At 51.6% G+C, this 25,771-nt stretch carries 27 protein-coding genes and 2 pseudogenes; 9 read left to right on the top strand and 20 right to left on the bottom strand.

The annotated features are described in order from the left end of the window. Positions 1–340 precede the first annotated feature (340 nt). The 6 genes and pseudogenes from P2G53_RS09180 (at position 341) to P2G53_RS09155 (ending at position 4,408) form a co-directional block, all read left to right on the top strand. On the top strand, positions 341–1,957 hold the full coding sequence (locus P2G53_RS09180) for a TIGR04141 family sporadically distributed protein (RefSeq protein WP_275816444.1): 1,617 nt from the start codon (positions 341–343) through the stop codon (positions 1,955–1,957). A 94-nt stretch (positions 1,958–2,051) separates the two neighbouring features. Next, complete coding sequence (locus P2G53_RS09175; protein WP_275816442.1) at positions 2,052–2,567, top strand: hypothetical protein; 516 nt, start codon at positions 2,052–2,054, stop codon at positions 2,565–2,567. Between the two features lie 245 nt (positions 2,568–2,812). Then, on the top strand, positions 2,813–3,319 hold the full coding sequence (locus P2G53_RS09170; protein WP_275816440.1) for a glutaredoxin domain-containing protein: 507 nt from the start codon (positions 2,813–2,815) through the stop codon (positions 3,317–3,319). A gap of 176 nt (positions 3,320–3,495) precedes the next feature. Then, a complete protein-coding gene (locus tag P2G53_RS09165; RefSeq protein ID WP_275816438.1) occupies positions 3,496–3,807 on the top strand; it encodes a hypothetical protein in 312 nt (103 codons plus the stop codon). A gap of 91 nt (positions 3,808–3,898) precedes the next feature. Next, a complete protein-coding gene (locus tag P2G53_RS09160) occupies positions 3,899–4,141 on the top strand; it encodes a type II toxin-antitoxin system Phd/YefM family antitoxin (protein WP_275816436.1) in 243 nt (80 codons plus the stop codon). Beyond that, a pseudogene (locus P2G53_RS09155) lies at positions 4,138–4,408 on the top strand (Txe/YoeB family addiction module toxin). Before P2G53_RS09160 ends, P2G53_RS09155 begins: the two are co-directional and overlap by 4 nt. 70 nt (positions 4,409–4,478) lie before the next feature. Here the strand turns inward: P2G53_RS09155 and P2G53_RS09150 are convergent. The 4 genes from P2G53_RS09150 to P2G53_RS09135 form a co-directional block, all read right to left on the bottom strand. Then, positions 4,479–5,936, bottom strand: a complete 1,458-nt coding sequence (locus P2G53_RS09150) for a protein adenylyltransferase SelO (protein WP_275816434.1) — start codon at positions 5,934–5,936, stop codon at positions 4,479–4,481. Between the two features lie 155 nt (positions 5,937–6,091). Then, on the bottom strand, positions 6,092–7,540 hold the full coding sequence (locus P2G53_RS09145) for an FGGY family carbohydrate kinase (RefSeq protein ID WP_275816432.1): 1,449 nt from the start codon (positions 7,538–7,540) through the stop codon (positions 6,092–6,094). Further along, positions 7,533–8,705: an FAD-dependent oxidoreductase gene (locus P2G53_RS09140; protein WP_275816430.1), complete on the bottom strand. Its 1,173-nt coding sequence runs from the start codon at positions 8,703–8,705 to the stop codon at positions 7,533–7,535. The genes P2G53_RS09145 and P2G53_RS09140 overlap by 8 nt, the downstream gene beginning before the upstream one ends. Continuing rightward, complete coding sequence (locus tag P2G53_RS09135) at positions 8,692–9,411, bottom strand: glycerophosphodiester phosphodiesterase family protein (protein ID WP_275816429.1); 720 nt, start codon at positions 9,409–9,411, stop codon at positions 8,692–8,694. Before P2G53_RS09135 ends, P2G53_RS09140 begins: the two co-directional genes overlap by 14 nt. A gap of 160 nt (positions 9,412–9,571) precedes the next feature. On the opposite strand from P2G53_RS09135, the gene P2G53_RS09130 reads away from it, so the two are divergent. Then, positions 9,572–10,063: an NYN domain-containing protein gene (locus tag P2G53_RS09130; protein WP_275816427.1), complete on the top strand. Its 492-nt coding sequence runs from the start codon at positions 9,572–9,574 to the stop codon at positions 10,061–10,063. Positions 10,064–10,078: 15 nt separating this feature from the next. Here P2G53_RS09130 and P2G53_RS09125 read toward each other — a convergent pair whose 3' ends face one another. Continuing rightward, positions 10,079–10,405: a hypothetical protein gene (locus P2G53_RS09125; protein WP_275816425.1), complete on the bottom strand. Its 327-nt coding sequence runs from the start codon at positions 10,403–10,405 to the stop codon at positions 10,079–10,081. 289 nt (positions 10,406–10,694) lie between these two features. Here P2G53_RS09125 and P2G53_RS09120 point away from each other — a divergent pair. Further along, a pseudogene (locus tag P2G53_RS09120) lies at positions 10,695–10,928 on the top strand (GTP 3',8-cyclase MoaA); the annotation flags it as partial. A gap of 31 nt (positions 10,929–10,959) precedes the next feature. Here the strand turns inward: P2G53_RS09120 and P2G53_RS09115 are convergent. Next, complete coding sequence (locus P2G53_RS09115) at positions 10,960–13,569, bottom strand: bifunctional diguanylate cyclase/phosphodiesterase (RefSeq protein WP_275816423.1); 2,610 nt, start codon at positions 13,567–13,569, stop codon at positions 10,960–10,962. Between the two features lie 455 nt (positions 13,570–14,024). Between P2G53_RS09115 and P2G53_RS09110 the strand changes: the two genes are divergently transcribed. Next, complete coding sequence (locus P2G53_RS09110) at positions 14,025–14,969, top strand: sensor domain-containing diguanylate cyclase (protein WP_275816421.1); 945 nt, start codon at positions 14,025–14,027, stop codon at positions 14,967–14,969. A gap of 3 nt (positions 14,970–14,972) precedes the next feature. Here the strand turns inward: P2G53_RS09110 and P2G53_RS09105 are convergent, their stop codons facing one another. The 14 genes from P2G53_RS09105 to P2G53_RS09040 all read right to left on the bottom strand — a co-directional run bounded on the left by P2G53_RS09105 (position 14,973) and on the right by P2G53_RS09040 (position 25,734). After that, entirely contained in the window at positions 14,973–15,950 is a 978-nt protein-coding gene (locus tag P2G53_RS09105) for an RluA family pseudouridine synthase (RefSeq protein WP_275816419.1), read from the bottom strand. Then, on the bottom strand, positions 15,943–16,467 hold the full coding sequence (yjgA, locus tag P2G53_RS09100; protein ID WP_275816417.1) for a ribosome biogenesis factor YjgA: 525 nt from the start codon (positions 16,465–16,467) through the stop codon (positions 15,943–15,945). Before yjgA ends, P2G53_RS09105 begins: the two co-directional genes overlap by 8 nt. A gap of 8 nt (positions 16,468–16,475) precedes the next feature. Further along, positions 16,476–17,825: a magnesium transporter gene (mgtE, locus tag P2G53_RS09095; protein ID WP_275816415.1), complete on the bottom strand. Its 1,350-nt coding sequence runs from the start codon at positions 17,823–17,825 to the stop codon at positions 16,476–16,478. 115 nt (positions 17,826–17,940) lie between these two features. Then, complete coding sequence (locus tag P2G53_RS09090) at positions 17,941–18,210, bottom strand: HPr family phosphocarrier protein (RefSeq protein ID WP_275816413.1); 270 nt, start codon at positions 18,208–18,210, stop codon at positions 17,941–17,943. Between the two features lie 6 nt (positions 18,211–18,216). Then, the gene (rapZ, locus tag P2G53_RS09085) at positions 18,217–19,074 is read right to left on the bottom strand and encodes an RNase adapter RapZ (protein ID WP_275816411.1); all 858 of its coding nucleotides are present in this window, start codon (positions 19,072–19,074) and stop codon (positions 18,217–18,219) included. A 3-nt stretch (positions 19,075–19,077) separates the two neighbouring features. After that, positions 19,078–19,533 (bottom strand): PTS IIA-like nitrogen regulatory protein PtsN, encoded by a 456-nt coding sequence (gene ptsN, locus P2G53_RS09080; RefSeq protein WP_275816409.1) that lies wholly within the window; start codon positions 19,531–19,533, stop codon positions 19,078–19,080. A 9-nt stretch (positions 19,534–19,542) separates the two neighbouring features. After that, positions 19,543–19,833 carry a ribosome-associated translation inhibitor RaiA gene (gene raiA / locus P2G53_RS09075; RefSeq protein WP_275816407.1) on the bottom strand — a complete coding sequence of 97 codons (291 nt, stop codon included), beginning with the start codon at positions 19,831–19,833 and terminating at the stop codon, positions 19,543–19,545. A gap of 50 nt (positions 19,834–19,883) precedes the next feature. Further along, on the bottom strand, positions 19,884–21,380 hold the full coding sequence (locus P2G53_RS09070; RefSeq protein WP_275816405.1) for an RNA polymerase factor sigma-54: 1,497 nt from the start codon (positions 21,378–21,380) through the stop codon (positions 19,884–19,886). Positions 21,381–21,449: 69 nt separating this feature from the next. Further along, the gene (gene lptB, locus P2G53_RS09065) at positions 21,450–22,175 is read right to left on the bottom strand and encodes an LPS export ABC transporter ATP-binding protein (RefSeq protein ID WP_275816403.1); all 726 of its coding nucleotides are present in this window, start codon (positions 22,173–22,175) and stop codon (positions 21,450–21,452) included. Then, positions 22,172–22,690 carry a lipopolysaccharide transport periplasmic protein LptA gene (lptA, locus tag P2G53_RS09060; RefSeq protein ID WP_275816401.1) on the bottom strand — a complete coding sequence of 173 codons (519 nt, stop codon included), beginning with the start codon at positions 22,688–22,690 and terminating at the stop codon, positions 22,172–22,174. Before lptA ends, lptB begins: the two co-directional genes overlap by 4 nt. After that, entirely contained in the window at positions 22,680–23,249 is a 570-nt protein-coding gene (gene lptC, locus P2G53_RS09055; protein WP_275816399.1) for an LPS export ABC transporter periplasmic protein LptC, read from the bottom strand. Before lptC ends, lptA begins: the two co-directional genes overlap by 11 nt. A 3-nt stretch (positions 23,250–23,252) precedes the next feature. Next, a complete protein-coding gene (locus P2G53_RS09050) occupies positions 23,253–23,789 on the bottom strand; it encodes an HAD hydrolase family protein (RefSeq protein WP_275816397.1) in 537 nt (178 codons plus the stop codon). Continuing rightward, positions 23,789–24,760: a KpsF/GutQ family sugar-phosphate isomerase gene (locus P2G53_RS09045; protein ID WP_275816395.1), complete on the bottom strand. Its 972-nt coding sequence runs from the start codon at positions 24,758–24,760 to the stop codon at positions 23,789–23,791. The genes P2G53_RS09050 and P2G53_RS09045 overlap by 1 nt, the downstream gene beginning before the upstream one ends. Before the next feature lie 17 nt (positions 24,761–24,777). After that, positions 24,778–25,734 carry a calcium/sodium antiporter gene (locus P2G53_RS09040; protein ID WP_275816393.1) on the bottom strand — a complete coding sequence of 319 codons (957 nt, stop codon included), beginning with the start codon at positions 25,732–25,734 and terminating at the stop codon, positions 24,778–24,780. Between the last annotated feature and the right edge of the window lie 37 nt (positions 25,735–25,771).

Below are 25,771 nucleotides of genomic sequence, written 5' to 3'. Positions count from 1 at the left end.
GTGTTTTCTCCTTAGCCGTTATAGGGACTTTAAGTCTGGTACAACTTCGGGCAGTATCGTAGATAACAACAAGGATTGAACAAGCAGAAAGGGAGTTTCTATGTTCTTATCATCCGCCGTTCACCAGCATACGTTACAGCCCCTCCGAATATCAGAATTAACAGGCACCATGCCTGTTCTTATTCCTGATAATTTTTGTGCAGATTATTTTTCCTTTATATTCATAAAGATAAAATTTACATGCTGTTTGTATGGGTAATTATGAGGCATTCCCACTAATAATTATTATGAGGTCGAAGACCTCATAAACTGACTGTTGTTTTTTTGGTGCGAGGGATTTATGGCCAATAAAAAGAAGGCACGGAAAGAGAAGCTATCAATTTATCTTGCAAGGGAAAGTGCTAAGCCAGACTCGGACCTGATTAAACTTGAGAATGCTAAGGAGGCAGTAGAGCTGGACCTACTAGATGTGGAAGCAGCAATTCTTTATGTTAAAAAGCAGCCACCAAAGAATCCGCCTCCATGGACTAGGTTATTCACTGAAAATGAAGCGGTTGATTCGTCTTTATTTGGGGTCTCCTCTAATGTAGGCTCAGTATTTATTGTGCGAACTGGAACGGCTACGTTTGTTCTATCTTTTGGCACTGGCTTTCATTTGCTCAAGCCAGAAGCAATCGAAAGAGATTTCGGACTGAAGGTAACTCTCAACTCTGTTGATCCCGATAAACTTAGAAGTTTAGATAAAGCGAGTTATGATCACAATCCACTGAATTCCAGAACTCAAAGCACTAGAGACGTCGATATATTCAATCTTCATCTTGATTCAGAAATGGAAATGCTTTACGCAATCACAGGGGCGTCTCAAGTAAAAGAGTTTGGTAGCCATGTTACAGGTAGAGATGCGCTCACTATTGCAGTTGAGACATCCCTAGACAATATACCCCAAATCCTAAGAACTGCGTACTCTAAATACAAAACTACTCTGCCTAGTAAGTTTAGCTGGGTTGAGAATATCAACCGAGTACGGGATCTGGACGAAATCGAGATTCTTGATTTAGAGCTGGATGATTGCTTCAAAAAAATGGCGGCTGAAAGTTTTTGGTTAGGAGAGCCAGAAATTGTAGATTGGGAAAACCAAATCGGCTACTCCTTTAGCATGTATCCAAATTCGCCTCGACACGTTGTGCTTTTGTTTCAAGATTATATTGATTACTTAGAAGGAGTGTCACCATCTGTCGAGAGAATGAAGTCGGATGTAATCCATGTGAACAATTCAGAGTATCAGTCTGTTAAAAATTGGTCAGTATATCGTTGTTTATATGCTGAAATTCTATTCGATGGCAGTCAATATATATTAAGGAATGGAGTTTGGTATAAGGTAAATAGTGATTTCGTTTCTACAGTTGACGAATATTTGAAAGAGCTTCAAGTATATGATTTTAAATTTCCCGTCTATTCTCATGATCGAGAAGAAGAATACAATGATTATGTTTATAAATCCCAGTCTGGTTTTTGTCTGATGGATAAGAAAAACATAAAAATAGGTGGGCCATATGACAAATTGGAGCACTGTGATTTGATTCGAAATGGAAGTGACTTTGTGCATGTCAAAGTATATAAGAGCTCTAGTACGCTGAGTCATCTTTTTTCACAGGGGTTTGTCGCAGCAGAAGCATTTATCAAGGACAGTTGGTACCGGGAGCGGCTAAATCCAAAATTACCAAATTCGATAAAATTGTCTGACGCAAAGTCGAGACCAGACCCTCAAAAATATTCAGTTGTATATGCGATCGCAACTAATAAAAAGATTCCGGAAGAGCTACCTTTTTTTTCAAAGGTTACCTTAAAGAATGCACTCAGAACGTTAAAAGCGCTGAACTACAATGTCGCGCTTGCTAAGATAGATGTGGACGATCGTGTTCTTAAAACGAAGAAATATAAGCCAAAGAAAAACTAACAAGTTGCAGCACTTCAGCCGCTTCGCGGCTCGGATCTCAATAAGCTACGCTTATTTCGTCCGGTGTGCAAAGCGTTAGCTTTCAAGGATAGATATGACCATTTTTGAATATGCTCAAATTGCTACTGCAATAGGCTCTACCATTATTGCCATGACAGCTCTAGCGGTTGCAATTTATGAGGGGCGAAGCAACAGAAAGCACAATAGGCTTTCGATGAAGCCAGCTATCGTCTTGGAAACATCGTCAGAAAGTAGCCCGCCGACAATAAATGTTTCTATTGTAAATGCAGGCTTGGGGCCAGCTGAAATTACCAAAGTTCAGTTTTTCAAGCATGGAAAAGAGCTTTCTGGTGATTTGGAGTATGAGTTGAAATTGGCCATTTCAAACATACTTGAAAAAATAATGGTAGAGACTACAACAGTATCTGTAATGAATCCTGGTTATATTTTGCGATCATCTGCTGAAAACTGCGTAGCGAAAATTAAACTTTCACCAACAGAGCCAACCTGCATAGAAAACCTGACAGAGCTACTAGGTGTAATTGATATGAGAGTTGAGTATCAGTCATTCTATGGTGAGGCCGATGCATATGATTCTAGAGAAATCTAACAAGGCCAAGCATAATCACCCAATGCAAAAACCTGCATTGGGCTGGACCTCGCTACCGCTCGAGGATAAATAAGGTCAGAGTAGAAATAAATTTGATCAGGGCACATCGGTAGCGGAGCTGCTGGGGTTGTTGTCCCGAACAAATCTTCAACTGGAAGCGCCTGTTTGCCCGGCTGACGGAGAGTTTAGAGGTCCGTCAGTTTAAGCGTGAGTCACCTTCTTATGGATAAGTACTGGTGTTAAAAATGCAGAAAATTGTTTCTTATAGAATCATATCTAGTGCGAAAAGGCTGTTGATTGGAGCGTGTGTAGTATCAGTTTATAACCTTGTTTTTCTATCTTCGGCTAATGCCGAAGTTTATAAGTGGAGAGATAGCAATGGAGTGATTCACTTTAGTGATAGACCTCCGGCTGGAACTCATTCCAAAAAAGTAAATATCAAGCCGGTTAGTGTTGTTCCATCGACCCATGTAGAGGACTCTACTGCTGTCATTGGTAAGTCAAAAGATAAAATAAATAAAACTCATGTTGTTATGTATGGTACGTCATGGTGTCCGTACTGTGCGAAGGCACGCAAATACTTTACTGCTAATAGAATTCCATATACAGAGTATGATGTGGAAAAATTACCTGATCGCAGGCGCGAATTTAAAAAATTTGGTGGCACTGGATACCCTTTAATTCTGATTGGCAGAAATGAAAAAATGCAGGGTTTTAGTGTTGAAGGGTTTGAACGACGTTATTATAAATAGGAATAAATGGCGTCAATAAATAATGAAAAATTGGGTCAAATAAATGGAGGCAGAGTAAATTTAATTATTCGTACTTATCTTACGAAGAAAATTTAGGTCCTGCCCTTTGCTCAGAGTAATAGATCGATCCTCAAAAGTTACACATTTTCGGCCCTTTAATTGTACGTGAAGTTTCTATGAAAATTACATGCCCACACTGTAAAAAATCCTTCAAGGGTAATGAGGCGAAAATTCGTCCAAGGAAAGCAAAATATAAATGGTATGAATTTTCTGGTTCTTACTCGTATTGTCCTATTTGTAATGGCAGGTATCAGTTAGATATCACTCCTACGGGTGCGATGATCATGTGTACGCTCATGGCAACAGCATTTTTTATTGGTGAGTCTATGGGTAGTTTCTATAGCCTTCCGGTATTGCTGGTGGTTGTTTTATGTTTCACAAAATTCCCAGAAAGTTTTGTCAAAATTGAAGCAAAGGAAAGCATTTAACCAGCATAAAAATGGGGCCAGAGACGTTCGTCTTTACGTACGTACCTGAAAGCGCGCACTGGTTAAATACTGATCATATTTGAGGTGCGTCATGACCGGAATTACAGTAACTGAGGCGCGCAGTAATCTTTATCGCTTGATTGATGAAACCGCCGAGTCTCATCAACCCATCGTTATTATGGGTAAACGCAACAGGGCGGTTCTGGTATCCGAGGAAGACTGGTCTGCCATTCAGGAAACCCTTTACCTGCTATCTGTGCCGGGTATGCGTGAGTCTGTTCGTGAGGGGATGGATACCCCGGTGGATGAATGCGATGAGGAGCTGGATTGGTGACATGGAAGTTGGTGTATACCAAACAAGCCCAGAAGGATGCTAAGAAGCTGGCCTCCAGTGGTCTCAAGCCTAAAGCCTAAAGCCCAGGAACTGTTGGCGCTGATTGCGGAAGACCCTTACCGTAAACCCCCTCCGTTTGAGAAGTTGATCGGTGATCTTTCCGGCGCCTGTTCACGTCGTATAAATATTCAGCATCGCCTGGTATACCAAGTGCTCGAGGAAGAGCGGGTGGTGAAAATTCTTCGGCTCTGGAGCCATTACGAATAGAACAGGGGTGATCCCTTTCCCCAGATAATGGTGTCGGAGTCAGTACCTGACTCGACACCTGAGATATCCGTTAAGTCCCACAAAACGTCTGATAATCCCGGTCGTTATCGGCCGGGGCGTCCTGATATTGCGCTGTGGTGGCTGTCTCCCGGTAGGGGGATTTCAGTACGGCAAGAAAGGCTTCGGCGTCGTCGGCGCTACCGGTTTCGATGCAGCTTCGGATGACCGCTTCCATATGGTGGTTGCGCGGGATCACAACCGGGTTTTGTGAGCGCATCTGCTGATAGACGGTTTCTTTATTCTCTCCCTGTTCATCCAGCCGGATTTTCCAGCGCGGGTACCAGTCGCCCAGGTCGGTGCTGATTTGTGTATCAATCTCACTGGAGTGCAGGCTTTCGGTCAGTCGGTGGAAGGTCTGGGTGTAGTCCAGCTTGTTCAGGCGCAGGTGTTTCAGGAGGTCGTTGATCAGGGTTTCATCGGCGGGTTTTGTCTCCGTCAGGCCGATTTTCTTGCCCAGCATGGCAAAGTATTGCTGGTGGAATTCATTGGCCATCTCTTTCAGTAGTTCTTCGGCAATGCTGACGGCGGTCTTGCTGTCTTCATGGATCAGGGGCAGCAGGCTTTCCGCCAGGCGGGCCATATTCCATTGGCAGATCTGCGGTTGCTGGATAAAGCGGTAGCGTCCCGAGTGGTCAATGGAGCTGAACATGGCATCGGGGTTGTAGCTGCTCATCATGGCGCAGGGGCCGTAGTCGATGGTTTCCCCGCTGATACTGGTGTTGTCGGTATTCATCACGCCGTGAATAAAGCCGACCCGCAGCCAGTGGCAGATCAGTTCGATCTGTTTTCTACATACCGCCTGCAGAAAAGCGGTGTAAAAACCCTCACCTGTTTCCTGTTTCAGTTCCGGGTAGTGGCGCTCCACGGCGTAACCGCATAACCGCTCGACCGCATCCAGATTGCCCTGTGAGGCGAAGTATTCAAAGGTGCCCACCCGAAGATGGCTGGCGGCGATCCGGGTGACCACCGCGCCGGGCCGCATCTCTTCCCGAAATACCATCTCCCCAGTGGTGACCACCGCCAGCGAGCGGGCGGTGGGGATGCCCAGAGCATGCATGGCTTCGCTCATGATAAATTCACGCACTGCCGGTCCCATGGCACAGCGACCATCGCCGCTGCGGGAAAATCGAGTCGGGCCCGAACCTTTCAGCTGGATATCAAACCTGTGGTTTGTCCTGTCTGTTAGCTCTCCCAACAGGTGGGCACGGCCATCGCCCAGACGCGGGTTAAACTGGCCGAATTGGTGGCCGGCATAGGCCAGTGCCACGGGGGTTGAGTCCGGGAACAGACGGTTGCCCGAAAAGTACTGGCTTAACGCAACACGGTCCTGCTGCAGCGCCGGGTCGATGGCCAGTTGATCCGCCAGTTCATGGTTCCAGAGCAGCAGGTTGGGTGCAGCGACGGGGGTGGGTTCTATCTGTTGATAGAACTCATCACCTAAAGACAGGTAGCTGTTGGTTAAGATCATAGGACCACTTAAATCGGTTGTTGTAGGGGTTTACCGGCTTGGTTGTCAGTATGTCAGACAATGCGCTTGCTGCAGAGTTACAAAACAACTGATTTTAAAATGGTTTTGTCAGAGGCGGTCATTTTTCTATTGGCAGTTTGCTAACACCGCAGCCGTTATCTCACCTGGCTGAGATGCTGGTTGAGAAAATCCCGGAACAAGTCGTAGCGTTGCCTGAGCCCCGGATTCGGCTGCGGATTGAACTGTTGCGGGTCGTCCCGGACCCAGTCGTCAGGGCAGCCTGCCGCCAGAAACGCAATGCCCCTGGCGGTCATTTCCGTATCCGGAAACTGGCGTACTGGCAATCCGCTCAGGTCGGCCAGCCCCTGTCCGAACAGGGGAGCGTTGCTGAGGCCGCCGCTGATATGCAGTGTTGCGATGTCGCAGCCCGCATCCAGCATGCGTTTCAGGTTGGTAAAAATCATAAACAGAATACTTTCACAGACGGCAACCAGAGCTACCATCGCCGGAACTGTTTCTGGCCGTGAGCCGCGCAGATCCAGCCAGCAGGGATTGCTCTCCGGTTGCCACCAGGGAGAGCCGAGTCCCGCCACAGTGTTTATAAATATCAGGCTGGTCTGTGGATAAGACTGTTCGGCTCGTTCTAACAGCTCAGGAATTTGCTCTGTCAGTTGCAGGTGATCTTTGGCCCAGAGCAGGGCGGCTCCCGCGCCGTTGACCGTCCCCTCAACGGCATACAGGCGCGACTCAGCATCGTTATGAACCAGACTGGTTAGCAGGCCAGCGACCGACAGTTGCTGGCGACAGGGGTACTGGATAAAACCGCCGGTGCCCAGGTTGACCCAGGCGGTGCGGGGCGGCAGTTCGCCCTGGGCGAACAGGGAGGCGGGCTGATCACCGTTGACGGCGGTAACCGCAATACCTGATTGCGCCAGCCGGCCGAAGTCATGACAAACCGGAACGATATCGGGCAACAGGGCACGGGGGATGGCAAAAAATTCTAACAATTCAGGGTCCCAGTCGAGGGTGTCCAGATTGACCAGCTGGGTCCTCAGCGCACTGGCCGTATCAACCAGAGCATGGGGCGTCTGGAGCAGCTGGCTGAGGTAAAAACTCACTACCGGGCCGATCCTCAGGTTGACGGGTAACTTTTCATCCGCGCCGGCGTTCTGCAATAACCAGTGGATTTTGCTGGCGCCATAATGGGGGGAGAACGGCAGCCCGGTTTTATCGCGTACGGTTGCCGCACAGGCCTGATGCTGCTTAATCCAGTGGGTGCAACGGATGTCCTGCCATGACAGGACAGGGGAACAGGCCTGTTGGGTATCCGCCTGCCAGGCGATGACGCTGGAGCGTTGACTGGTCAGGCCCAGAGCGGCAATGCGCTCGGCCCTGATTCCGGCTTGTTGCAGCACCTGATCCAGGCAGTCGTGCAGCGAGGCGATAATGGTCTTGCCATCCTGCTCCACCCGTTGGCTATCGTGGCGAATCAGGGGGATGGCGACCGAGGCCTGATGTAGTTTCCTGCCCCGCTGATCAAACAGTACCGCCCGCGTGGACTGGCTGCCCTGGTCCAGTGCCAGCAGATAGGCAGGACTAGTCATCGCTGGGCTCCAGCCGTAATTGAGCGGTATCGGCGATGGGGGTTCGCTTGGGTAGAACCTTCTGCAGCTGCTGCACCACCCGTTCTGCCGTCAGCCGGTAGCCGGTCAGCTTACCGCCCAGTATGGAGAGAAAACGCGGGTTGTTGGGATCGTTGACCGCAATCCGGGTTTCCCGTGGCCGGTTAAAGGGTAAAGACGAGGCTTTGGGCAGTACCCGTAAACCGGCCCAAGCATCCAGCACGGTGGTATCGTGAGCGGGAAAGTAATGCTGATAGATTTTTTGCAGATAGTCGATGGAGGCCTGGGTGGGAGCCAGTTGATCCGGATGGCCGTAATAGGGGGTTTCGGTGGTGCCGATCAGGGTACGGTCGCCCCAGGGCAGGATAAATACACCGCGTCGGTCGGAGGGTGATTCCACATAAAAGGCGGCAGTGAGTCCGCAACCGGGGCATTCAATGTGGGTACCCTCGATGCACTCGTAGGCATAATCCGGCAGTGGCGGTGTGGTCCGGCTGGCCATCCGGAAGCCCCAGGGGCCCATGGCGTTGACGATAGCCAGACACTGCACGCTTTTCTCGCTATCCCCCACGCGATAATTGACCACACAGTGGTCGTCATATATGGCTGCCGAGGTAAAGCTGGCCGGGCAACAGATCACGGCACCCAGTTGTCGGGCGGAACGCATCACCGCACGGGTCAGGGCGGCATCATCTGTCTGCGCGTCTGAGTAGGAGAAAACCGCTTTCAGGCCCCGGGTCTGAAGCCCGGACAGGCTGGCCCACTCTGCTGGTGCGAGGCGAGATGAGCGAGGAACTTTCGTCAGACCGGCAAACAGATCATACAGCCATAACCCGAGGCGAATCATCCAGGGAGATCTGGAGGAGCCTTGATACAGGGGGATATAGAAGGTCGTACGATGTACCAGCTCCGGTGCCAGTTGCAGCAGCAGTTCCCGTTCCCTGAGGTTTTCCCGCACCAGATGAAACTGCCCGCTTTCCAGATAACGCAGGCCGCCGTGAATAAGTTTGCTGGAGCGGGACGAGGTGCCGGCGGCCAGGGCCGATTTTTCCAGCAGCAATACCCGGTAGCCGGCGGCGGCTGCCGCCTGTGCCACGCCGACGCCATGGATGCCACCGCCGAGTATTACCAGTTCAGTCTTGTCCATGCAGCATCTCGGCAATGCAGTCGGTTTCAAAATAGCCGATGCCCTTATCCCTCAGCTGCCGTGCGGTTGCACCGTCGTTGATGACATAGAAACACCAGTGCCATGGCCCCGGCCAGGGGGTAGCACCCGCCGGGTATCGTTTGAGGTTGCAAAACAACCAGTCCGGTTGCAGGTTATGGGCGATAGTCTGATGGTGCTTGTTCCACTCGGGAATAATCCAGCCGATCCTATGGGAGCTGCGCGCAACTATTGCCGAAAGGACTGGGGTAGAGAACGAGATCAGCACCAGGGGTGTGGGGCAGTCCATCAGTACCGGCAGCAGATAGTCCAGATACCGGTTGATGCCGAAATGCTCAATGGATGCGGTCTTGAGTTCAATAAACACCCGGGTTTGGGGGTATGCCTGCAGCAGCGTAAACAGGTCGCTGAGGGTCGGGATACATGGTTCTGCAGCTTGTTGTGCAGGCCGGTCCTGCCAAAGCAGTGGCAGAGTTTGCAGCTTGGCGGCGGGCAGATCAAATACCCGCAGGGGGTGCCCGGTCAGCCGCTCAAGGTCTTCATCATGGAACACCATGGGCACGCCGTCCTGTGACAGCTGGATATCAAACTCAAGAAATTGAGCGCCGGAACCAAGCGCTACCTCAAACCCGATTAGTGAATTTTCAGGGTATCGTTGCGGGTAGCCCCGGTGTGCAACCCACTGCATGGCGCTCTCCTCGGCAACTGGCTTCATGTAATGAGTATAACCACGATTGGCCGGTTGTGATTTGCTGAGGGTAGGTCAGAATACTCATGCCGGTCGCCCGTGTGTTCCGAGCTGCAGATGGCGGCGTTTTTGTATTTGAAAGGTGGATAGATTAACCCTTATGGAAAAAGTCACCATTCTGGTCGATGCCCAGAACATCTATTACACAACCAAGCAGATGTACCGTTGTGGTTTTGACTATAACGCGTTCTGGCGCCAGGTTACCGCCAACCGGGAGGTAGTCAGGGCCATCGCCTATTCCAGTGAGCGGGGTGATCAGCAACAGCGTCAGTTCCAGAACATCCTCAGGGCGATTGGTTTTGAGGTGAAGTTAAAGCCCTATATTCAACGGGCGGATGGTTCTTCGAAGTGTGACTGGGATGTTGGCATCACGATTGACGCGCTTGATGCGGCCAAAGACTCGAGTGTGGTTGTGCTGGTCAGTGGTGATGGGGACTTTGATCTGCTGCTGGAAAAATTAGCAAACGAGTTTGCCATCCGCACGGAAGTTTATGGTGTGCCGGGGCTTACCGCCGCCTCACTGATTAAGGCTGCATCCCGTTATGTGCCGATAGAGAACGGCCTGTTGATGAAACCCGCCGCTGAGCGTTAAGGCTCACTGCCCGGATCAGCGGCCGAAGTACTGGTCAATCAGGTCCGGCAGGCGGTTAAGTAAATCGACTTCGAAGTGATCAATCTGCTCGCCAAAGTAGGCAAAATAACGGGTGGCATGTTCGCGGGACAGGGGGCGGCTTTGTAACGCATAGGCCAGCTCTGGTAGCGTCTTGTCGAGGCGGGGCTCTATCCGCCAGTTCATGAATTCGGGGGCGCTTTCTGCCAGTTGGTTGCTGGCAAGTTGGCAGAAGGCGGCCACATGAGATCTTCCATCAGGCCCCAGACAGCCGGGTTCAATACGAAAGATCACGGTGATTTTTTTGTCCTGAGTCAGTGTCATGCAGCGTGCTTTAGAGAGGTTTTTAATAAGTTTTTAATCATTTCTTCAACAATAAAGCATCGCCCATTATCCTGCCATCATTATTGGCTGACGGCTTTGATGCTCCCGGTGGTCGTTGCTGCCATTGTCGCCAGTACCGCCGGTTCTATACGCTAACTAAAGCCACTATCAGGCGTTGAGCCAGTTCAATTTTACTCCCCAAACCCTCTTCGACTACCACCTGATAGGTATAGGTACCCCAGCAACCGGATTGCGATAACCGATGAATCTATAATCGAGGATGGTAGCGATGACACAACCGCAACAGGGCCTGATCGATGGTCTGGGGAGAAAAATCGACTATATCCGTATGTCGGTCACCGACCGCTGCGATTTCCGCTGTGTGTATTGCATGGCAGAGGATATGCAGTTTCTGCCCCGTGCCGGGGTGTTGTCACTGGAAGAGCCGCCCCTGACCACCAACGGTTCACAGCTCAGTAAACTGGCAGGCCCACTGCGTGAGGCAGGGTTGAAGCGGATCAATACCGACATGGCCCTGATGCAGGGCGGATGACTTAGTGGCTGAGATCCGGCCGCTGTTCTGATAGGGCTAACGGAGCCTTGCCCAGAATGCCTGCCAGATCCGGTGTCGGTCGTCCGATATGGTAACCCTGGGCATAAGAGATATTGGCGGCACGTACCATGGCCAGCACCTCGGCACTTTCAACAAATTCGGCAATGGTTTCCAGTCCAAGCTCCTGAGAGAGTTTGGCAATACTGTTGACCAGCGCCATATCCTTGCTGTCGTGCACCATGTTGGCGATAAACTCACCCTCAATCTTCACATAGTCGATCGGCAGGTGTTTGAGGTAATGGAATGATGAAAAACCGGAGCCGAAATCATCAATGGCCAGTTTGAAGCCTTCGCCGCGCAGTTTGGCGACAAACTGCTCCAGCACGGTAATACTTTTCACAGTATCCCGCTCGGTAATCTCGAACACAATCTGCTGAGCCTCAATGCCATAACGCTCCGTCAGGGATTTAATGCACGGAATAAAGTCCTTAACCACTACAGCCTTGGGCGACATATTGATAAACAGCAGCCCCTGGTAACCTACCTTCTGCACGATCTGGAAGGTTTTCTCCATGACGATCTCATCCAGGGTATGAATCAGGTCCATGGATTCGGCAATCTCGATGAACTCCGAGGCGTGCATCAGTTCATTATCCGGCAGTTCAATTCGGCTCAGCACCTCAACCGCCTTGATCTCACCGGTGGACGTGCTTTGGATCGGCTGGAATACCGGCACCAGTTTGTGCTGCTCAATGGCATGCTGTACCAGCCGGGTTTTCTCATGCATGTCTTTGAAGATATCCAGCAGGTCGTGTTCGTCCGGTGCACACAGGCGATCGCGCCCCTGACGCTTGGCCCGGTACATCATGTTGTCGACGAACATGAACAGGTCTTTTTTATTCTGGGCATGGTCGGGGAAGATGCCGATGCCGATGGACGCGGTAATTTTCAGCGGGCTGCCATGAGTATAAGGAAGTGAGAAAGCACGGATAGCACTGAGTAGGCGCAGGGCAGTGGCTTCGGCCTTTTCCTGGTCGCAATCCGGCAACATAACGACAAATTCATCGCCACCGTAACGGGCTACGACATCGCCTTGAGTGAAACTGGTTTCCAGCGTGCGCGCGAAGTTTTCCAGCAGCCGGTCACCCCAGCTGTGGCCGTAACCATCGTTGATAGCCTTGAAGTTATCCAGATCGATCAGCAGGATGGCGACTGGGTAATCGTGCCGCATACCCCGGTCAAGCTCATACTCCAGCAGTTCCCAGAACATCCGCTGGTTATACAGGTGGGTAAGGGGGTCGCGGGTGGCATAATATTCCAGATCGCGGGTGTATTTGTAGATTGCCCGTACCGAACCGACCACGTTGAGCAGGGTGGAGAGAATGCTCTCCAATACCAGCACCTTGGTCTGATCCTGGATGATATCGGACTGTACGCCGATACCGACAATACCGCCGATCTTGGGTGTTTCCACCAGCAGAGATTTGCACTGCAGTTCGATTCGATTCTGGTCCAGATCAATCAGGCCGCCACTTCGGTTCGCTACATTGTGCCGGATCTGGATGCCGTTGCCATACAGCACATTGTCTTGCTCCTGTAAGCGATTCAGCACCGCTTTTTCCATGGAGTTCTGGGTGCGGTCAGTGGGCGGGCTGAGCCAGAAAATCTCCAGATCAAACAGCTCGTCATCCACCTTGAAGATGGAAAACATGGTATGCGCCACAATGACCTGGTTGATATCCATTAGCAGCTCGCTGACATACTCCCGCCAATCGCGTACCACCTCGGAGGTGATTACAAACTTCTCCAGCAGGCGGATTTCAAACTCCAGCAGCTCTTTGTCTACCGCAATATCACGCAGTTTACTGGCCAGCGATCCGACCTGCCGGTGGATCAGGGTGAGTTCGGCAAAGCCGAGTTTCTGCCGCTCTTGCTGTAACAGTTCCAGGTCCGAGATTGACTCCACATGGGCGATGCTTTCAGTCAACTGATGAATGGAACGGTCGATCCGGCGGGTAAGGATGGTTACGGCCAGAAAACCGAACAACAGGGGCAGGGGAGCGATTAGTGACAGGTAATAGCCCAGATTGATTTGCGCATGGCCGACACTGGCGTCCAGGTTCTGTTGTACCTCAATGACGCCTAATACCTCACCTTCATCTGCATTGGTATGGCATTGAAGGCAGGTTGCTTGTGCCTGCAGAGGATAAAGGAAGCGGCTGCTGCCTTCGGTGATCCGGGAACTAGACTGACCACTGGAAAAAGCCCGTCTTATTTCACTGTCGGCGGATTGCGGCCCAATGAAGCCGAAACGCTGGTTAACCCGTTCGCCGCGATACAAGTTGATGCGGATATCAGAATCGGCGTTGTTCTGCTCCATCTGGTCAAGGAAACTTTGCAACTGCTGCCGGTTCCATCCCTGACTCATTACCAGGTACATGGAATTGAAAGTCTGACGCGCCATCCGTTCAGCGGCCTCGCTGGCATTCTTGCGGATACTGCTGGTGTAGGCCTGGCTGGCTATCAGAAAAATAACAACAAAACCCAGCGCCGAAAACAGCAGAATCCAGCGCAGAAGAAAGGCTTTTATAGTACCGGCTTGAGCTTGCATCCTGTTTGAATTTAAAACCTTGTACACATCAGGAGCAGGAAAAATAGCACAGTATTTTAATAAATACCTAATTATTATGTGGAATTTAATATCCAGTAATCAAAGATCGAACAGAGATCAATGTTTTCGTGTTTGAAACAAGGGGATAAATGGGGTCAGAGCAAATTTATCTATTCCATAATCTAAATTTCACAAGGATGTGAGGTAGTTATGGCCAGAAAGGCTCGATATACACCGGCAGGAATATCTCAGCATGTTATACAACAGGGCAACAACCGTCAGGTCTGCTTCGGTAGTGAGTGGGCTTTCAAGGCTTATTTATCCTGGCTCAAATACCTGCCTGACGCTGGCCGTCGGTTTTGGCAAGTACGGCTTTCTCTGCTGCATACGCGAGTAGAAAATGCCGTATACTCAGCAGTTTCTGTCATCAGTGTTTGCAACTAGGATCGTTGTATATGACAAAGCCCTCAATTGAAATGGAAACCGACAGCGAGGTTTACAAAACCCTGCTGGAATCCACCAAAGCAATTCCCTGGAAAATTGATTGGGAGACCCTGGAGTTCAGTTATATCGGGCCTCAGATAGAAACGCTGCTGGGCTGGGAGCGTGATAGCTGGAAGGGTATTAATGACTGGGCAGCACGCATGCATCCGGAAGACCGGGAGCATATCGTTGATTTCTGCGTGTCCCAGTCAAAAGCGGGCAGCGACCATGAAGCGGATTATCGCGCTCTGACCAAGAGTGGTGAGTATGTCTGGATTCGTGATGTCGTGCATGTGGTGCGCGATGAGACAGGGGAGACCGTTGCCCTGATCGGTTTTATGTTTGATATCACTGAGCGCAAACAGACCGAGCAGCGCTTGCTTCAGCTGCAACAGGAGCTGGAGGAGCTGTCGTATAAAGATCCGCTGACCGGCATAGCCAACCGGCGCATGTTTGATTCAGTGCTGGAGCTGGAATGGGCCCATGCCCTCGAAAAACGCCAGCCGCTCTCGCTGATCATGCTGGATATCGACTGCTTCAAACAATACAACGATCACTATGGTCATGTGCAGGGTGATGAGTGCCTGCAACGGGTTGCGCAGACATTGCAGAAAGCCGCGCGCAGGAGTTCGGATTTTATCGCCCGCTTCGGGGGAGAGGAGTTTGCACTTATTTTGCGGGAAACTGATCAGCAGGCGGCGCTGGCTGTGGCTGAACGTTGTCGCGCAGAAATTCATCAGCAACAGATACCGCACCGGGCCTCGGATGTCAGTCATGTGATCACAGTCAGTCTGGGCGTGAGTACCATTGTGCCCACCGTATCGGATGAGGCGATCCGTTTTGTTGATAAGGTGGATTTTCTGCTTTATCGGGCCAAGCAGGCGGGCCGTGACCGGATTGAAACCACCGAGGAATGAACGCTAAACGGCTGAGTAAAAACTGTTCAGCGTGTTGTTGAGTCGATCCGGCAGGTTAATTTCAGTGGCCGGATCCTGCCCGTTCAGCCTGAGGCTGAGATGGCTGGCTGTTAGCTGGTGGTGCTCACCACCCAGTATCTTAAAATCTTCTGCATTCAGCTCTTCTGTCAGTCGTTTCAGATAAAACCGGCCCTGATGGGCATATATTTTGTCCCCGACAATGGGATGACCCAGATTTGCCAGGTGTGCTCTGAGCTGATGACGCCGACCGGTTGCGAGTGTGCACTCTATTAACGAAAACGCCTGATCAGATTCAAGCAGTTGAAACCGACTGATGCAGTGTTTTGCGCCGGGTTCATCGCTGTCAGCGATATGCATCTGTGAGCGGATTTTACTCTCAGGGCGGGTCGCCAGCGCCAGAGTACAGGCTCGAGTCTGCCACTCCGGTCTGCCATACACCCGGGCATGATAACGTTTACTGATAATCAGGTCAGAGAGTATGGGTTTCCATTTTCGGTCGGCAGTCTGATTTTTTGCCAGCAGGATCAGGCCGTCTGTTTCGGTATCAAGTCTGTGCATCAGCCGTGCATCTGACCAGACTGTTTCTCTGCGGACCCGTGAGATCAGCGTGTTGTAAAGATTACGCGTGGTGCGACTGACAGGCAGGGTGGCGGGTTTATACACCACCATCAACTCATCATTTTCCCAGATTGGTTGCCAGTGGGTATCGACAGGTTCCTCCCAGTGATCCGGTATCATCAGACAGATTTGCTGACCCTGTTCGATTGTTTGCTCAGGTTTAACTGCCTGCTGGTTCAGCCAGATGCGCTGCTCAGCAAACCAGGCAGGCAACTGTTCCCTATGCCCACTGGCCAGACGTGATTGCAGAAATTCAAAAGCAGAGAGCGGGGGCTGATCCGGATGTTGGAATACCGGCAACTGCAACGCGAAGTCGCCGGTGATCTGAAGGGGTTTAGGCACCTGCTACTTCGCGCAGGTATTTAAACAGTTTGCGGGCAGAAGCGGGTGGTTTGTCCTGCGCCAATTCTTTCTGTGCGTTACGGACCAACTGCCGCAGATGTTGTACATCCGCTTCCGGGTGCTCTTCGATATACGCCTGAACAGCTTCGTTACCTTCATGGATAAGCCGGTCACGCCAGCGTTCCAGTTTATGAAACAGCTGAGTATGCGCCTGTTTGCCAGCTTCATAGATGCCCAGCTGCTGCTCAATCAGTTCAGAATCTTCGGTGCGCATCAATTTGCCGATATACTGCAAATGACGTTTCATGGCGTTGTTGGATTTGATTCTTTTGGCTTCTTCAATGGCCTGAACCAGGCGCTCATCCAATGTGATTTTAGCCAGTTGTTCAGCATTCAGCTCAAGCAGTCGGGCACCCAATGCCTGTAACTCGTGCATATGTTTTTTTACTTGGGTTTTACTGACCCACTCCTGATCGTCGTCAGGCAGTTCGTTATCGAACAGATCGTGTTCGCTCATAATCTCTCTCAGGCAAAGAACAGGGTGGCCAGGCCCAGAAAGGCAAAGAAGCCGACCACATCAGTAATGGTTGTCAGTAGCACGCTGCCCGCCAGAGCGGGGTCGATACCCATGGATTTCAGGGTGATGGGTAACAGGGTACCTGCCACAGCGCCAGCAATCAGATTGATGACGATGGCCAGGGCGATCACGATACCGATATTGATATCGTTGAACCAGACGGTGGCCACAACAGCGATTACAGCGGCCCATAAAATACCGTTCAGGATACTTACAATCACTTCACGGTTTAGCAGCCAGCCGGCATTGCTTTTGTCGACCTGTCCCAGGGCCTGACCACGAATCACCAGTGTCAGGGTCTGGGAACCGGCAATACCGCCCATTGAGGCAACGATCGGCATCAGCACGGCGAGGGCCACTACCTTGTCGATGGTCTCCTCAAACAGGCCAATGACGGCGGAAGCGATAAAGGCAGTAAGCAGGTTAATACCCAGCCATACGGCACGTCGGCGGGTGGTAATCATCACCGGAGAGAAGGTGTCATGGTCTTCATCCAGACCCGCCATGCTCATCAGTGAGTGGTCCGCATCTTCACGGATTACGTCGACCACGTCATCGATGGTGATACGACCGACCAGTTTGCCGCGCTCGTTCACTACGGGTGCCGAGATCAGGTCCTGCTGTTCGAACAGTTTGGCCACGTCATGATCCGGCATGAAGGCATCAATCGGATCAGTGTCCGTATCCATGATTTCACGGATGGTGATGGAAGGATCAGCAACCAGCAGTTTAGTCAGTGGCAACAGGCCGATGTAGGAGTCTTTCCGGCTGACTACTATCAGGCTGTCCGTCATGTCCGGAATTTCTTTGTGCCGACGGATGTAACGCAGTGCCGTCTCCACCGTGATATCCGGCCGGATGGTGGTGGTATCGGTGTTCATCAGACCACCGGCAGTATCTTCCGGATAGGACAACAGTTTTTCTACCCGACGCCGGTTCTGCTTGTCCATGATACGCAGGGTTTCCCGCATCACCCGGTTGGGCAACTGCTGCAGGATGTCCACCATGTCATCCGAATCCAGCGACTCGGTCAGGGCCAGCACTTCTTCGTTGTTCAGGCGGCTTAGAATGTCGGCCTGAATATCATCCCCCAGATACTGCAGGACTTTGGGTTCCAGCTCAGCCGAGATCAGATTCCAGAGTACATGACGTTCTTTCGGCGGGGACTTTTCCAGCAGGCGGGCCACTTCCGTTGGACGCAGTGTGTGGTTCAGCGTATAGCGCACCTGCTGCAAAGCACCGGTAGAGAGTGCTTCGCTGAGTCTATGCAGTGGATCTTGAATTTCAATCTGAGCCATGCGCCTGCCTGTGTACCTTGAGAGTGCGATTTTCGCAGGAAAATCTGAGAATTACGTGCATTATAGCGAAAGGCAGGGGGGGGAAGCACCCTTGTCGGGTGAAACGGAAAGGATTTTATTCCTCTTCGTCAAACCGGTTGTTGATCAGCTCTTCAACTGCAGTCAGCGCCTGGTGTTCGTCATCACCGTCGGTGCGAACGGTCAGCCATGATCCTTTTGCAGCAGCCAGCATCATCACGGAGATAATGCTCTTGGCATCCACTTCGCGGCCATCTTTGATCAGCTGGATGGTGGAGGAAAAACGGCTGGTCACGCTGATCAGTTTGGCAGCGGCCCGGGCGTGCAGGCCCAGTTTGTTGATGATTTCGAGTTGTTTTTCCAGCATCCGGCGTTAACTCAGTTCTCGATGGCGTACATGGACATTATCCATATGCCCGGCGAAATGAGAAGCCAGACATTCACTGATATAGACTGAACGGTGTTGCCCACCGGTACAGCCAATGCCGACAGTGACATAGCTGCGGTTATTAGCACTGAACAGGGGTAGCCACCGCTCAAGGAACTGTTTTATATCCTGTACCATCGCCTGAACATCGGGTTCCGCAGAGAGGAAGTCAATCACTGGCTTTTCCCGGCCGGTAAACTGACGCAGTTCTGGTATCCAGTGTGGATTGGGTAGCGCACGGACATCATAAACAAAGTCGGCATCCAGCGGCACGCCATGTTTGAAACCAAAGGATTCAAACAGCAGGGACAGGGTTTGTTCTTTTCGCTGGGCCACACGCAGTTTAACCGTATCCCGCAGTTCATACAGGCTCAGGCGGGTGGTATCGACGCGGATGTCCGCCATATTGGCGATCGGTTCCAGCAACTGGCTTTCGTAGGTGATTGCCTGTTGCAGGCTGGTGGTCTCATTGGTCAGCGGATGTTTGCGCCGGGTAGAGCTGTAACGCTTGATCAGAGTCGCTTCAGAGGAGTCCAGATAGATCACCTCACACTCTGCCCAGCCCTGTTGCTTGAGTTGATTGAGAATAGCCGGAAACCGTGACAGGTTGCTCACCAGATTGCGTGCATCAATACTCACGGCAATGCGTTCCGGGTGACTGGTTTCGCTGCTCATCTGACTGATCAGGTCAGGCAATAGCAGTGCTGGCAGGTTATCAATGCAGTAAAAGCCGATATCCTCCAACGCCTGTAACGCAGTACTTTTGCCTGAGCCAGAGCGTCCACTGAGGATCACCAGCTTCATAAATCAGCTGCTCTTTTGTTGAATAATCTTGTACATCTCTTCAGGACCGCTGGCGGTTCTCAGGGACTGAAGTACGTCAGGCTGTCCCATCAGCTCAGCAATGCTGGCCAGTGTTTTGAGATGTATTTCGGCACCGTCTTCGGGTACCACCAGGAAAAACAGCAGATCGACGGGTTTATGGTCGATGGCATCAAAATCGATCGGCTCTACCGTACGCAGGATCATGCCCACGGCTTCGGTACATTCGGCCAAGCGGCAATGGGGTATGGCCACGCCCGAGCCAATGCCAGTACTGCCCAGTCGTTCACGGCCGTGCAGCCCGTTGAACAAGGCGGTGGCATCTAATTCAGGGTGTGCTGCAGAGAGCAGCTCGCTGGCTGTTTCGATGATGCGTTTTTTACTGCCGCCCTCGAGATCACAGCGGATGCTCGAGGGGGTCAGAAGGTCAGTAAGTGGCATATAGGTGTGTTATTTGTGTTTTTTCATTTTTTCTTTGTGTTTGATGATCTGACGGTCAAGCTTGTCAGAAAGGCCATCAATCGCCGCGTACATGTCTTCAGATTCATGGGTCGCAAACAGTTGTCCACCAGCGACGTGCATGTCTGCCTCAGCTTTCTGGCGCTGTTTTTCAACGCTGAGGGTGACCTGAACATTGGTGATATTGTCGAAGTGACGTTCAATTTTTTCAAACTTGGAGAGAACGTAGGTGTTCAACGCTTCAGTAACTTCAACGTGATGGCCTGTAATATTGATCTGCATAGGTTATCTCCTTGGCAGTAGCGGGATCATATCCCAATTACGTCTTTCCATTAAACCAAACGCTTTCGCTCATTAGAAGGTGGAATCCCCAACGCTTCACGGTATTTCGCGATGGTGCGTCTGGCCACTTTAAAGCCTTGTTCATCCAGAAATTGAGCAATTTTGTTGTCACTCAACGGCTTGGACGTGTTCTCCGCAGCAACCAGTTTTTTGATCAGGGCACGAATAGCTGTGGACGAAGCTGCGCCACCGGTTGCCGTGCTGACATGACTGGAGAAGAAGTATTTCAGTTCAAAAATACCCCGCGGTGTATGCATATATTTCTGGGTGGTCACACGAGAGATGGTGGATTCATGCATTTCAACGGCTTCAGCAATGTCATGCAGTACCATTGGTTTCATGCCTTCTTCCCCATGATCCAGAAACCCCGCCTGTCGTTTAACAATTTCGTTGGACACCTTCAGAAGCGTTTCGTTTCGGCTTTGCAGGCTTTTAATAAACCAGCGTGCTTCCTGTAGATGATTTTTAAGATAGGCGTTATCTGAGCTGTTGTCTGCCCGCTTAACCAGACTGGCATAATCGGCATTGATGCGAAGACGCGGAGAGACATCAGGGTTAAGGTTGACGGTCCAGACACCACGGTGTTTTGTAACCAGAACATCGGGAATTACATATTCTGCCGTGGTGCTGCTGATCATGGCACCCGGTTTGGGGTTCAGCTGCTGTATTAACTGCACCACCTGCTGCAACTGAGGTTCTTTGAGGCGGGTTTTGCGCATCAGCTGACGGTAGTCATGACTGCCGAGCAGTTTAATGTAGAGCTGAACGACTTTGACTGCCTCGTTGCGCCAGGGGGTATCGGCGGGCATCTGTCGCAACTGGATGGCCAGACACTCACTCAGATCCCTTGCAGCTACCCCTGGAGGGTCAAACTGCTGTACCCGATGCAGCACGGCTTCAAGTTCATCCATTTCGACCGGGTCATCATCCTCGGTCTGCTGGTGGCGTAGATGTTCATGGATCTCTTCGAGGCTAATGGTGAGGTAACCGTCAGGATCGATGCCATCGATAATATTGGTGGCAATCAGCCGGTCCAGATCTGACATCGGCGTCAGATTCAGCTGCCAATGCAGATGGTCCTGCAGGGTTTCTTCGGCGGAGTCGTTGGCTTCAAAACCCTCGCTGTCGTCGCGGCCGACAGAGGGCAGGGCAGACTGGAACGTGTCTTCCCAACTGCTGTCAGTGCTGAGTTCGGCCGGTATCTCGTCATTCCATTTGTCTTCAGCAACAGCTTCGTTCTCATCATGTTCAAAACGAGATTCTTCATTCTCTGCTGTTTTGCTGTTGTGCAGATTATCGAGTTCCTGAGCGCCGTCTGCCTGATCGTGATCCTCTTCAGATACGTCAAGCATCGGATTGCTCTCCAGAGCCTCCTGGATCTCCTGCTGCAGATCCAGCGTCGAAAGTTGCAGCAGACGGATGGCCTGTTGCAACTGGGGCGTCATGGTGAGCTGTTGCCCTAGTTTTAGATGAAGCGCTTGTTTCATAGACCGCTTAACGGAACTCCTGAACCTGATTCTGGAACTGCAACAGAAATGCGGTTGCCGTGATGGATTTTAAAGCCTGAACTGATCACCGAGATAGGCATTCCGAACGGCGGCGTTGGCCATGATCGTTTCGGGAGCGCCCTGCGCTAAAATAGTGCCTTCACTCACAATATAGGCACTTTCACAAATATCCAAGGTTTCCCTGACATTATGGTCAGTGATCAGAATGCCAATCCCTCTGGCTTGTAGGTGGCGAATGGTCTGTTTGATGTCGTTGACCGATATTGGGTCAACGCCGGCAAAAGGCTCGTCCAGCAACACAAATTGAGGCTCTGTGGCCAGTGCGCGGGCGATTTCGACGCGACGCCTCTCCCCTCCTGAAAGGCTCATACCCAGAGTATCGCGAATGTGGGTAATATGGAACTCTTCCAGCAGCTCTTCCATTTTTTGCAGGGCCTGCTCTTTGGAAAGATCCTGTCTTCCCTCCAGAATGGCCAGCAGGTTATCGCGTACACTGAGCTTGCGGAAAATAGAAGCTTCCTGCGGCAGGTAACCGATGCCTTTGCGGGCCCGGCCATGCATTGGCAGTTGGGTGATCTCTTCGTGATCGATGATAACCTGACCCCGATCTGCCTGAACCAGACCGACAATCATATAAAAACAGGTGGTTTTGCCGGCACCATTCGGCCCCAGCAGACCGACAATTTCACCACTGTTAATCTGCAGGGAAACGTCATGGACCACTTCGCGGCCTTTGTAACGTTTGGCCAGGTGTTTGGCGACCAGCTGAGTCATGGCGTTTCGCTGCTCTGTTTAGGCTGGATGATCATCTGCACACGGCCGCTGCCGGATTCTGTCTCGGTCCCGCCAAACGCATTGACCAGAGAGCGGCTGATGTCGTAATCAATTTTCTGTCCGGTAAAGGTATCTGAACCCTGAATCACTTTAGCCTGCTCGGTAATGGTCAGTATGCGTGTATTGATCAGGTATACCATGTGCAGGCCCCAGGCATCGGTGAAGGGGTCTGTGGCGGTGTTTTTCTGACGGAAATGGGCCGGTTTGCCTTTGGCAATCACTTTATCCACGTTGCCATCTTTGCGATACAACTCAACCTGATCACCCTCAATCAGGATCGACCCCTGAGTGATAATCACATTGCCGGTGTAGATCGTGATGCCGGTTTTGTCGTTGATCTGCGCTTTGTCGGCAGCAATATGAATCGGCTGGTTCTGGTCATCGGGCAATGCCAATGCCATGCCTGACATCAGTGAACAGCAAACCGCAAAGATAACACCCAGACTATTGCGCATTGTGAATGATCCCTTTTACTTTTGATTGCAGCTCAAGCGTGCCTTCTTCCAGGTTCGCATGCATACCGATCCCTTCTGAACGACTGTCCGGGTGAGTTATGACAACCCGAACCTTTGAATCTGCTTGTTTTTTTTCCGGGTAAATCGTCAATTGTTCGGTATCCAGTCGGGTACCTTGTGATGTGTCCGGATTATCTAGAACAACCACATTGCCTGCAAGTTCAATCCGGCTATTGTCATCGGGTACCGAACCCTGATCGGATGTGACCCGGATAACAGAGCCATCCTGCCGGTAAAAATGGCTGATTGGGGCTGCCAGTTGGCTTGTTTCCTGTTGCGGGTAGTGTTCGATGCGCTGGCTCTGAGAGGTGCGGATCAGTTCACCGTCCTGCTGCCACTGGGTCAGATGTACCGAGTTGACAAAATAGTCCATCTGACGGTTCAGACCGAGTTTGTCGGCCGAACGAAGCAGAGGGTTATTGCCGCCAAGGCTCCAGTAAAGCACTAAGCCGATCACCAGGGTGGTCGTGACAGCAATGGCGGTGCGTGGTTTAAGCATGATTTACAGATAGGCCTCTGCCAGGGCGTCGAGCTTGCCCTGTGCTGACAGAATCAGTTCGCAAAATTCACGGGCTGCGCCGGTACCGCCGGAACGGGAGCTGCACCAGTCGGCATGTTGCTGCACCAAAGGGTGGCCGTTGGGGACTGTCGCACCTACGGTGCAGGCTCGAATGGCGCTGAGATCAGGCCAGTCATCACCCATATAGGCGGTTGATTCCGCGGTATGCCCGGTTTCCTGCCACAGTTCAGTGAGTGCGGTCAGTTTATCTTCACGGCTTTGGCGCAGGTGGTTGATACCCAGTGACTTGGCGCGTTGCTCAACCTGCGGCGAACGGCGGCCGGTGATAATGGCGGTTTCAATACCGGCCTGCATCAGCAGTTTGATGCCTAAGCCATCCAGAATATTGAACTGCTTTACCTCCTGGCCGTCGGGCAACATCAGCAGTTGGCCGTTGGTCAGAATGCCGTCCACATCAAACACCACCAGGCGAATGTTCTGCAGTTTGGCGGTAAGTTCTGCTGCGACTGTATTATTCATCAGATCACCCCCGCCTTAAGCAGGTCATGCATATTTAACGCACCGATGGGGCAGTTATTCTGGTCTGTCACAATCAGGGCATTAATTTTTCGGCTATCCATGATTTGCAGGCACTCTGCCGCCAGAATATCCGGCTTGATCGTCGTGCAGTGGGTGGTCATGACTTCATCAATCGGCGTGTTCTGCAGATCCACGTTCTGATCCAGTGCGCGGCGCAGGTCACCATCAGTAAAGATGCCGAGCAATTGGCCCTGTTCTGCAACGACTGCAGTCATGCCAAGGCGTTTGCGGGTAACTTCCAGCAGCGCTTCGCGCAGCGGGGTGCCTGAGGCCACTACCGGTACATCGTCACCACTGTGCATAATGGTTTCAGCTTTAAGCAGCAGGCGGCGACCGAGACTACCGCCCGGATGCGAAAAAGCAAAGTCTTCAGCGCTGAATCCGCGAGCTTCCAGCAGGGCAATTGCCAGCGCATCGCCCATGACTAATTGGGCTGTCGTGCTCGAGGTTGGCGCCAGATTCAGGGGGCATGCTTCCTGCTCAACCCCGATATAGAGGTGGGCGGCAGAGGCCAGAGCCAGCGTTGAATTACTGTTGGCGGTGATGCTGATCAAAGGGGCATTCATCCGTTTGATCAGGGGTAATATGGTGACAACTTCAGCCGTTTCACCTGAATTGGAGAGTGCAAGCACCACATCCTGTGCGGTGATCATGCCCAGATCACCATGGCTGGCTTCACCCGGATGGACAAAAAACGAGGGTGTGCCGGTGCTGGCCAGCGTGGCCGCAATTTTGTTACCGATATGACCTGATTTGCCCATGCCCGTTACGATCACGCGGCCCTTGCAGTTCAACATCAGATCACAGGCCCGCAGGAAGTTTTCATCCAGATGGCGTTCAATATCGCGCACCGCTTCAGTTTCCAGTTGGATGGTGCGGCGGGCTGAAGCGAGAAAGTCAGGTTGTGTCATAGGATCAGTATCTATTGTCAGGCTACGGTCATAGTGTATAGCAGCGCCAGATAAGCTGCATAGGCAGCGCTCAGCAAGCCACCTTCAAGGCGACTGATCGAAGGCGGTTTCTGCCACAGGGCAAAGGCCAGTAACAATACAGTCAGTCCCAGCATGGTCATGGCATCACGATAAAACACTTCAGACTCAAGCGCGGTTGGAGATAACAGCCCCGGGACTGCCATGACTGCAACCAGGTTAAAAATGTTGGAGCCAACGACGTTGCCGATGGCTATATCATGGTGTTTTTTCAGAGCACTGGCGACGGAGGCGGCCAGTTCGGGCAGGCTGGTGCCCACGGCAACAATGGTCAGTCCCACCACCAGTTCGCTGACACCCATGGCATAGGCAATTTCACTGGCACCCCACACCAGCAGGCGCGAGCTTGCGGCCAGTATCAGTAGCCCCACAATCAGCCAGAACAGTGCCGGACCTGTGGCCAGATCTGGCAGGTCCTCTTCGTCTGAGGCGATTGCATCGCCAGCAACCGATTTTTGAAAACGGGCAAACAGAAACAAACTGACGACAAGCGCAGCCAAGAGAATCAGGGAATCGTAGAGACCGAGGTATAAATTAAAAAGCAACATGCAGGCGAGCAGGGTGATCGCCAGCAACAGGGGGATCTCTTTTTTCAGGATGCCCGATTTTACCGGGAGCGGAGCGACCAGTGCAGTAATACCCAGCACCAGTGCAATGTTTGCAATGTTGGAACCCAACGCGTTACCGACGGCCAGTTCTCCCGATCCGTTGAGTGAGGCCATGACTGAGACCAGGATTTCAGGTGCGGAGGTGCCGAAGGAGACAATAGTCAGGCCGATCAACAATGGAGACATGCCAAAGTTGCGGGCGGTGGCTGCGGCGCCAGCGACAAAGCGATCTGCGCTCCAGACTAATAAAACCAAGCCACCAAGCACGGCCAGAACGGGATAAAGCATAGGGTCCATCTCAAGCTATTAACAAGGCGGCTATTAA

This window comes from Neptuniibacter sp. CAU 1671, assembly GCF_029222905.1.
Classification (GTDB): domain Bacteria; phylum Pseudomonadota; class Gammaproteobacteria; order Pseudomonadales; family Balneatricaceae; genus Neptuniibacter.
This window is presented reverse-complemented; position numbering and strand designations above follow the sequence as displayed.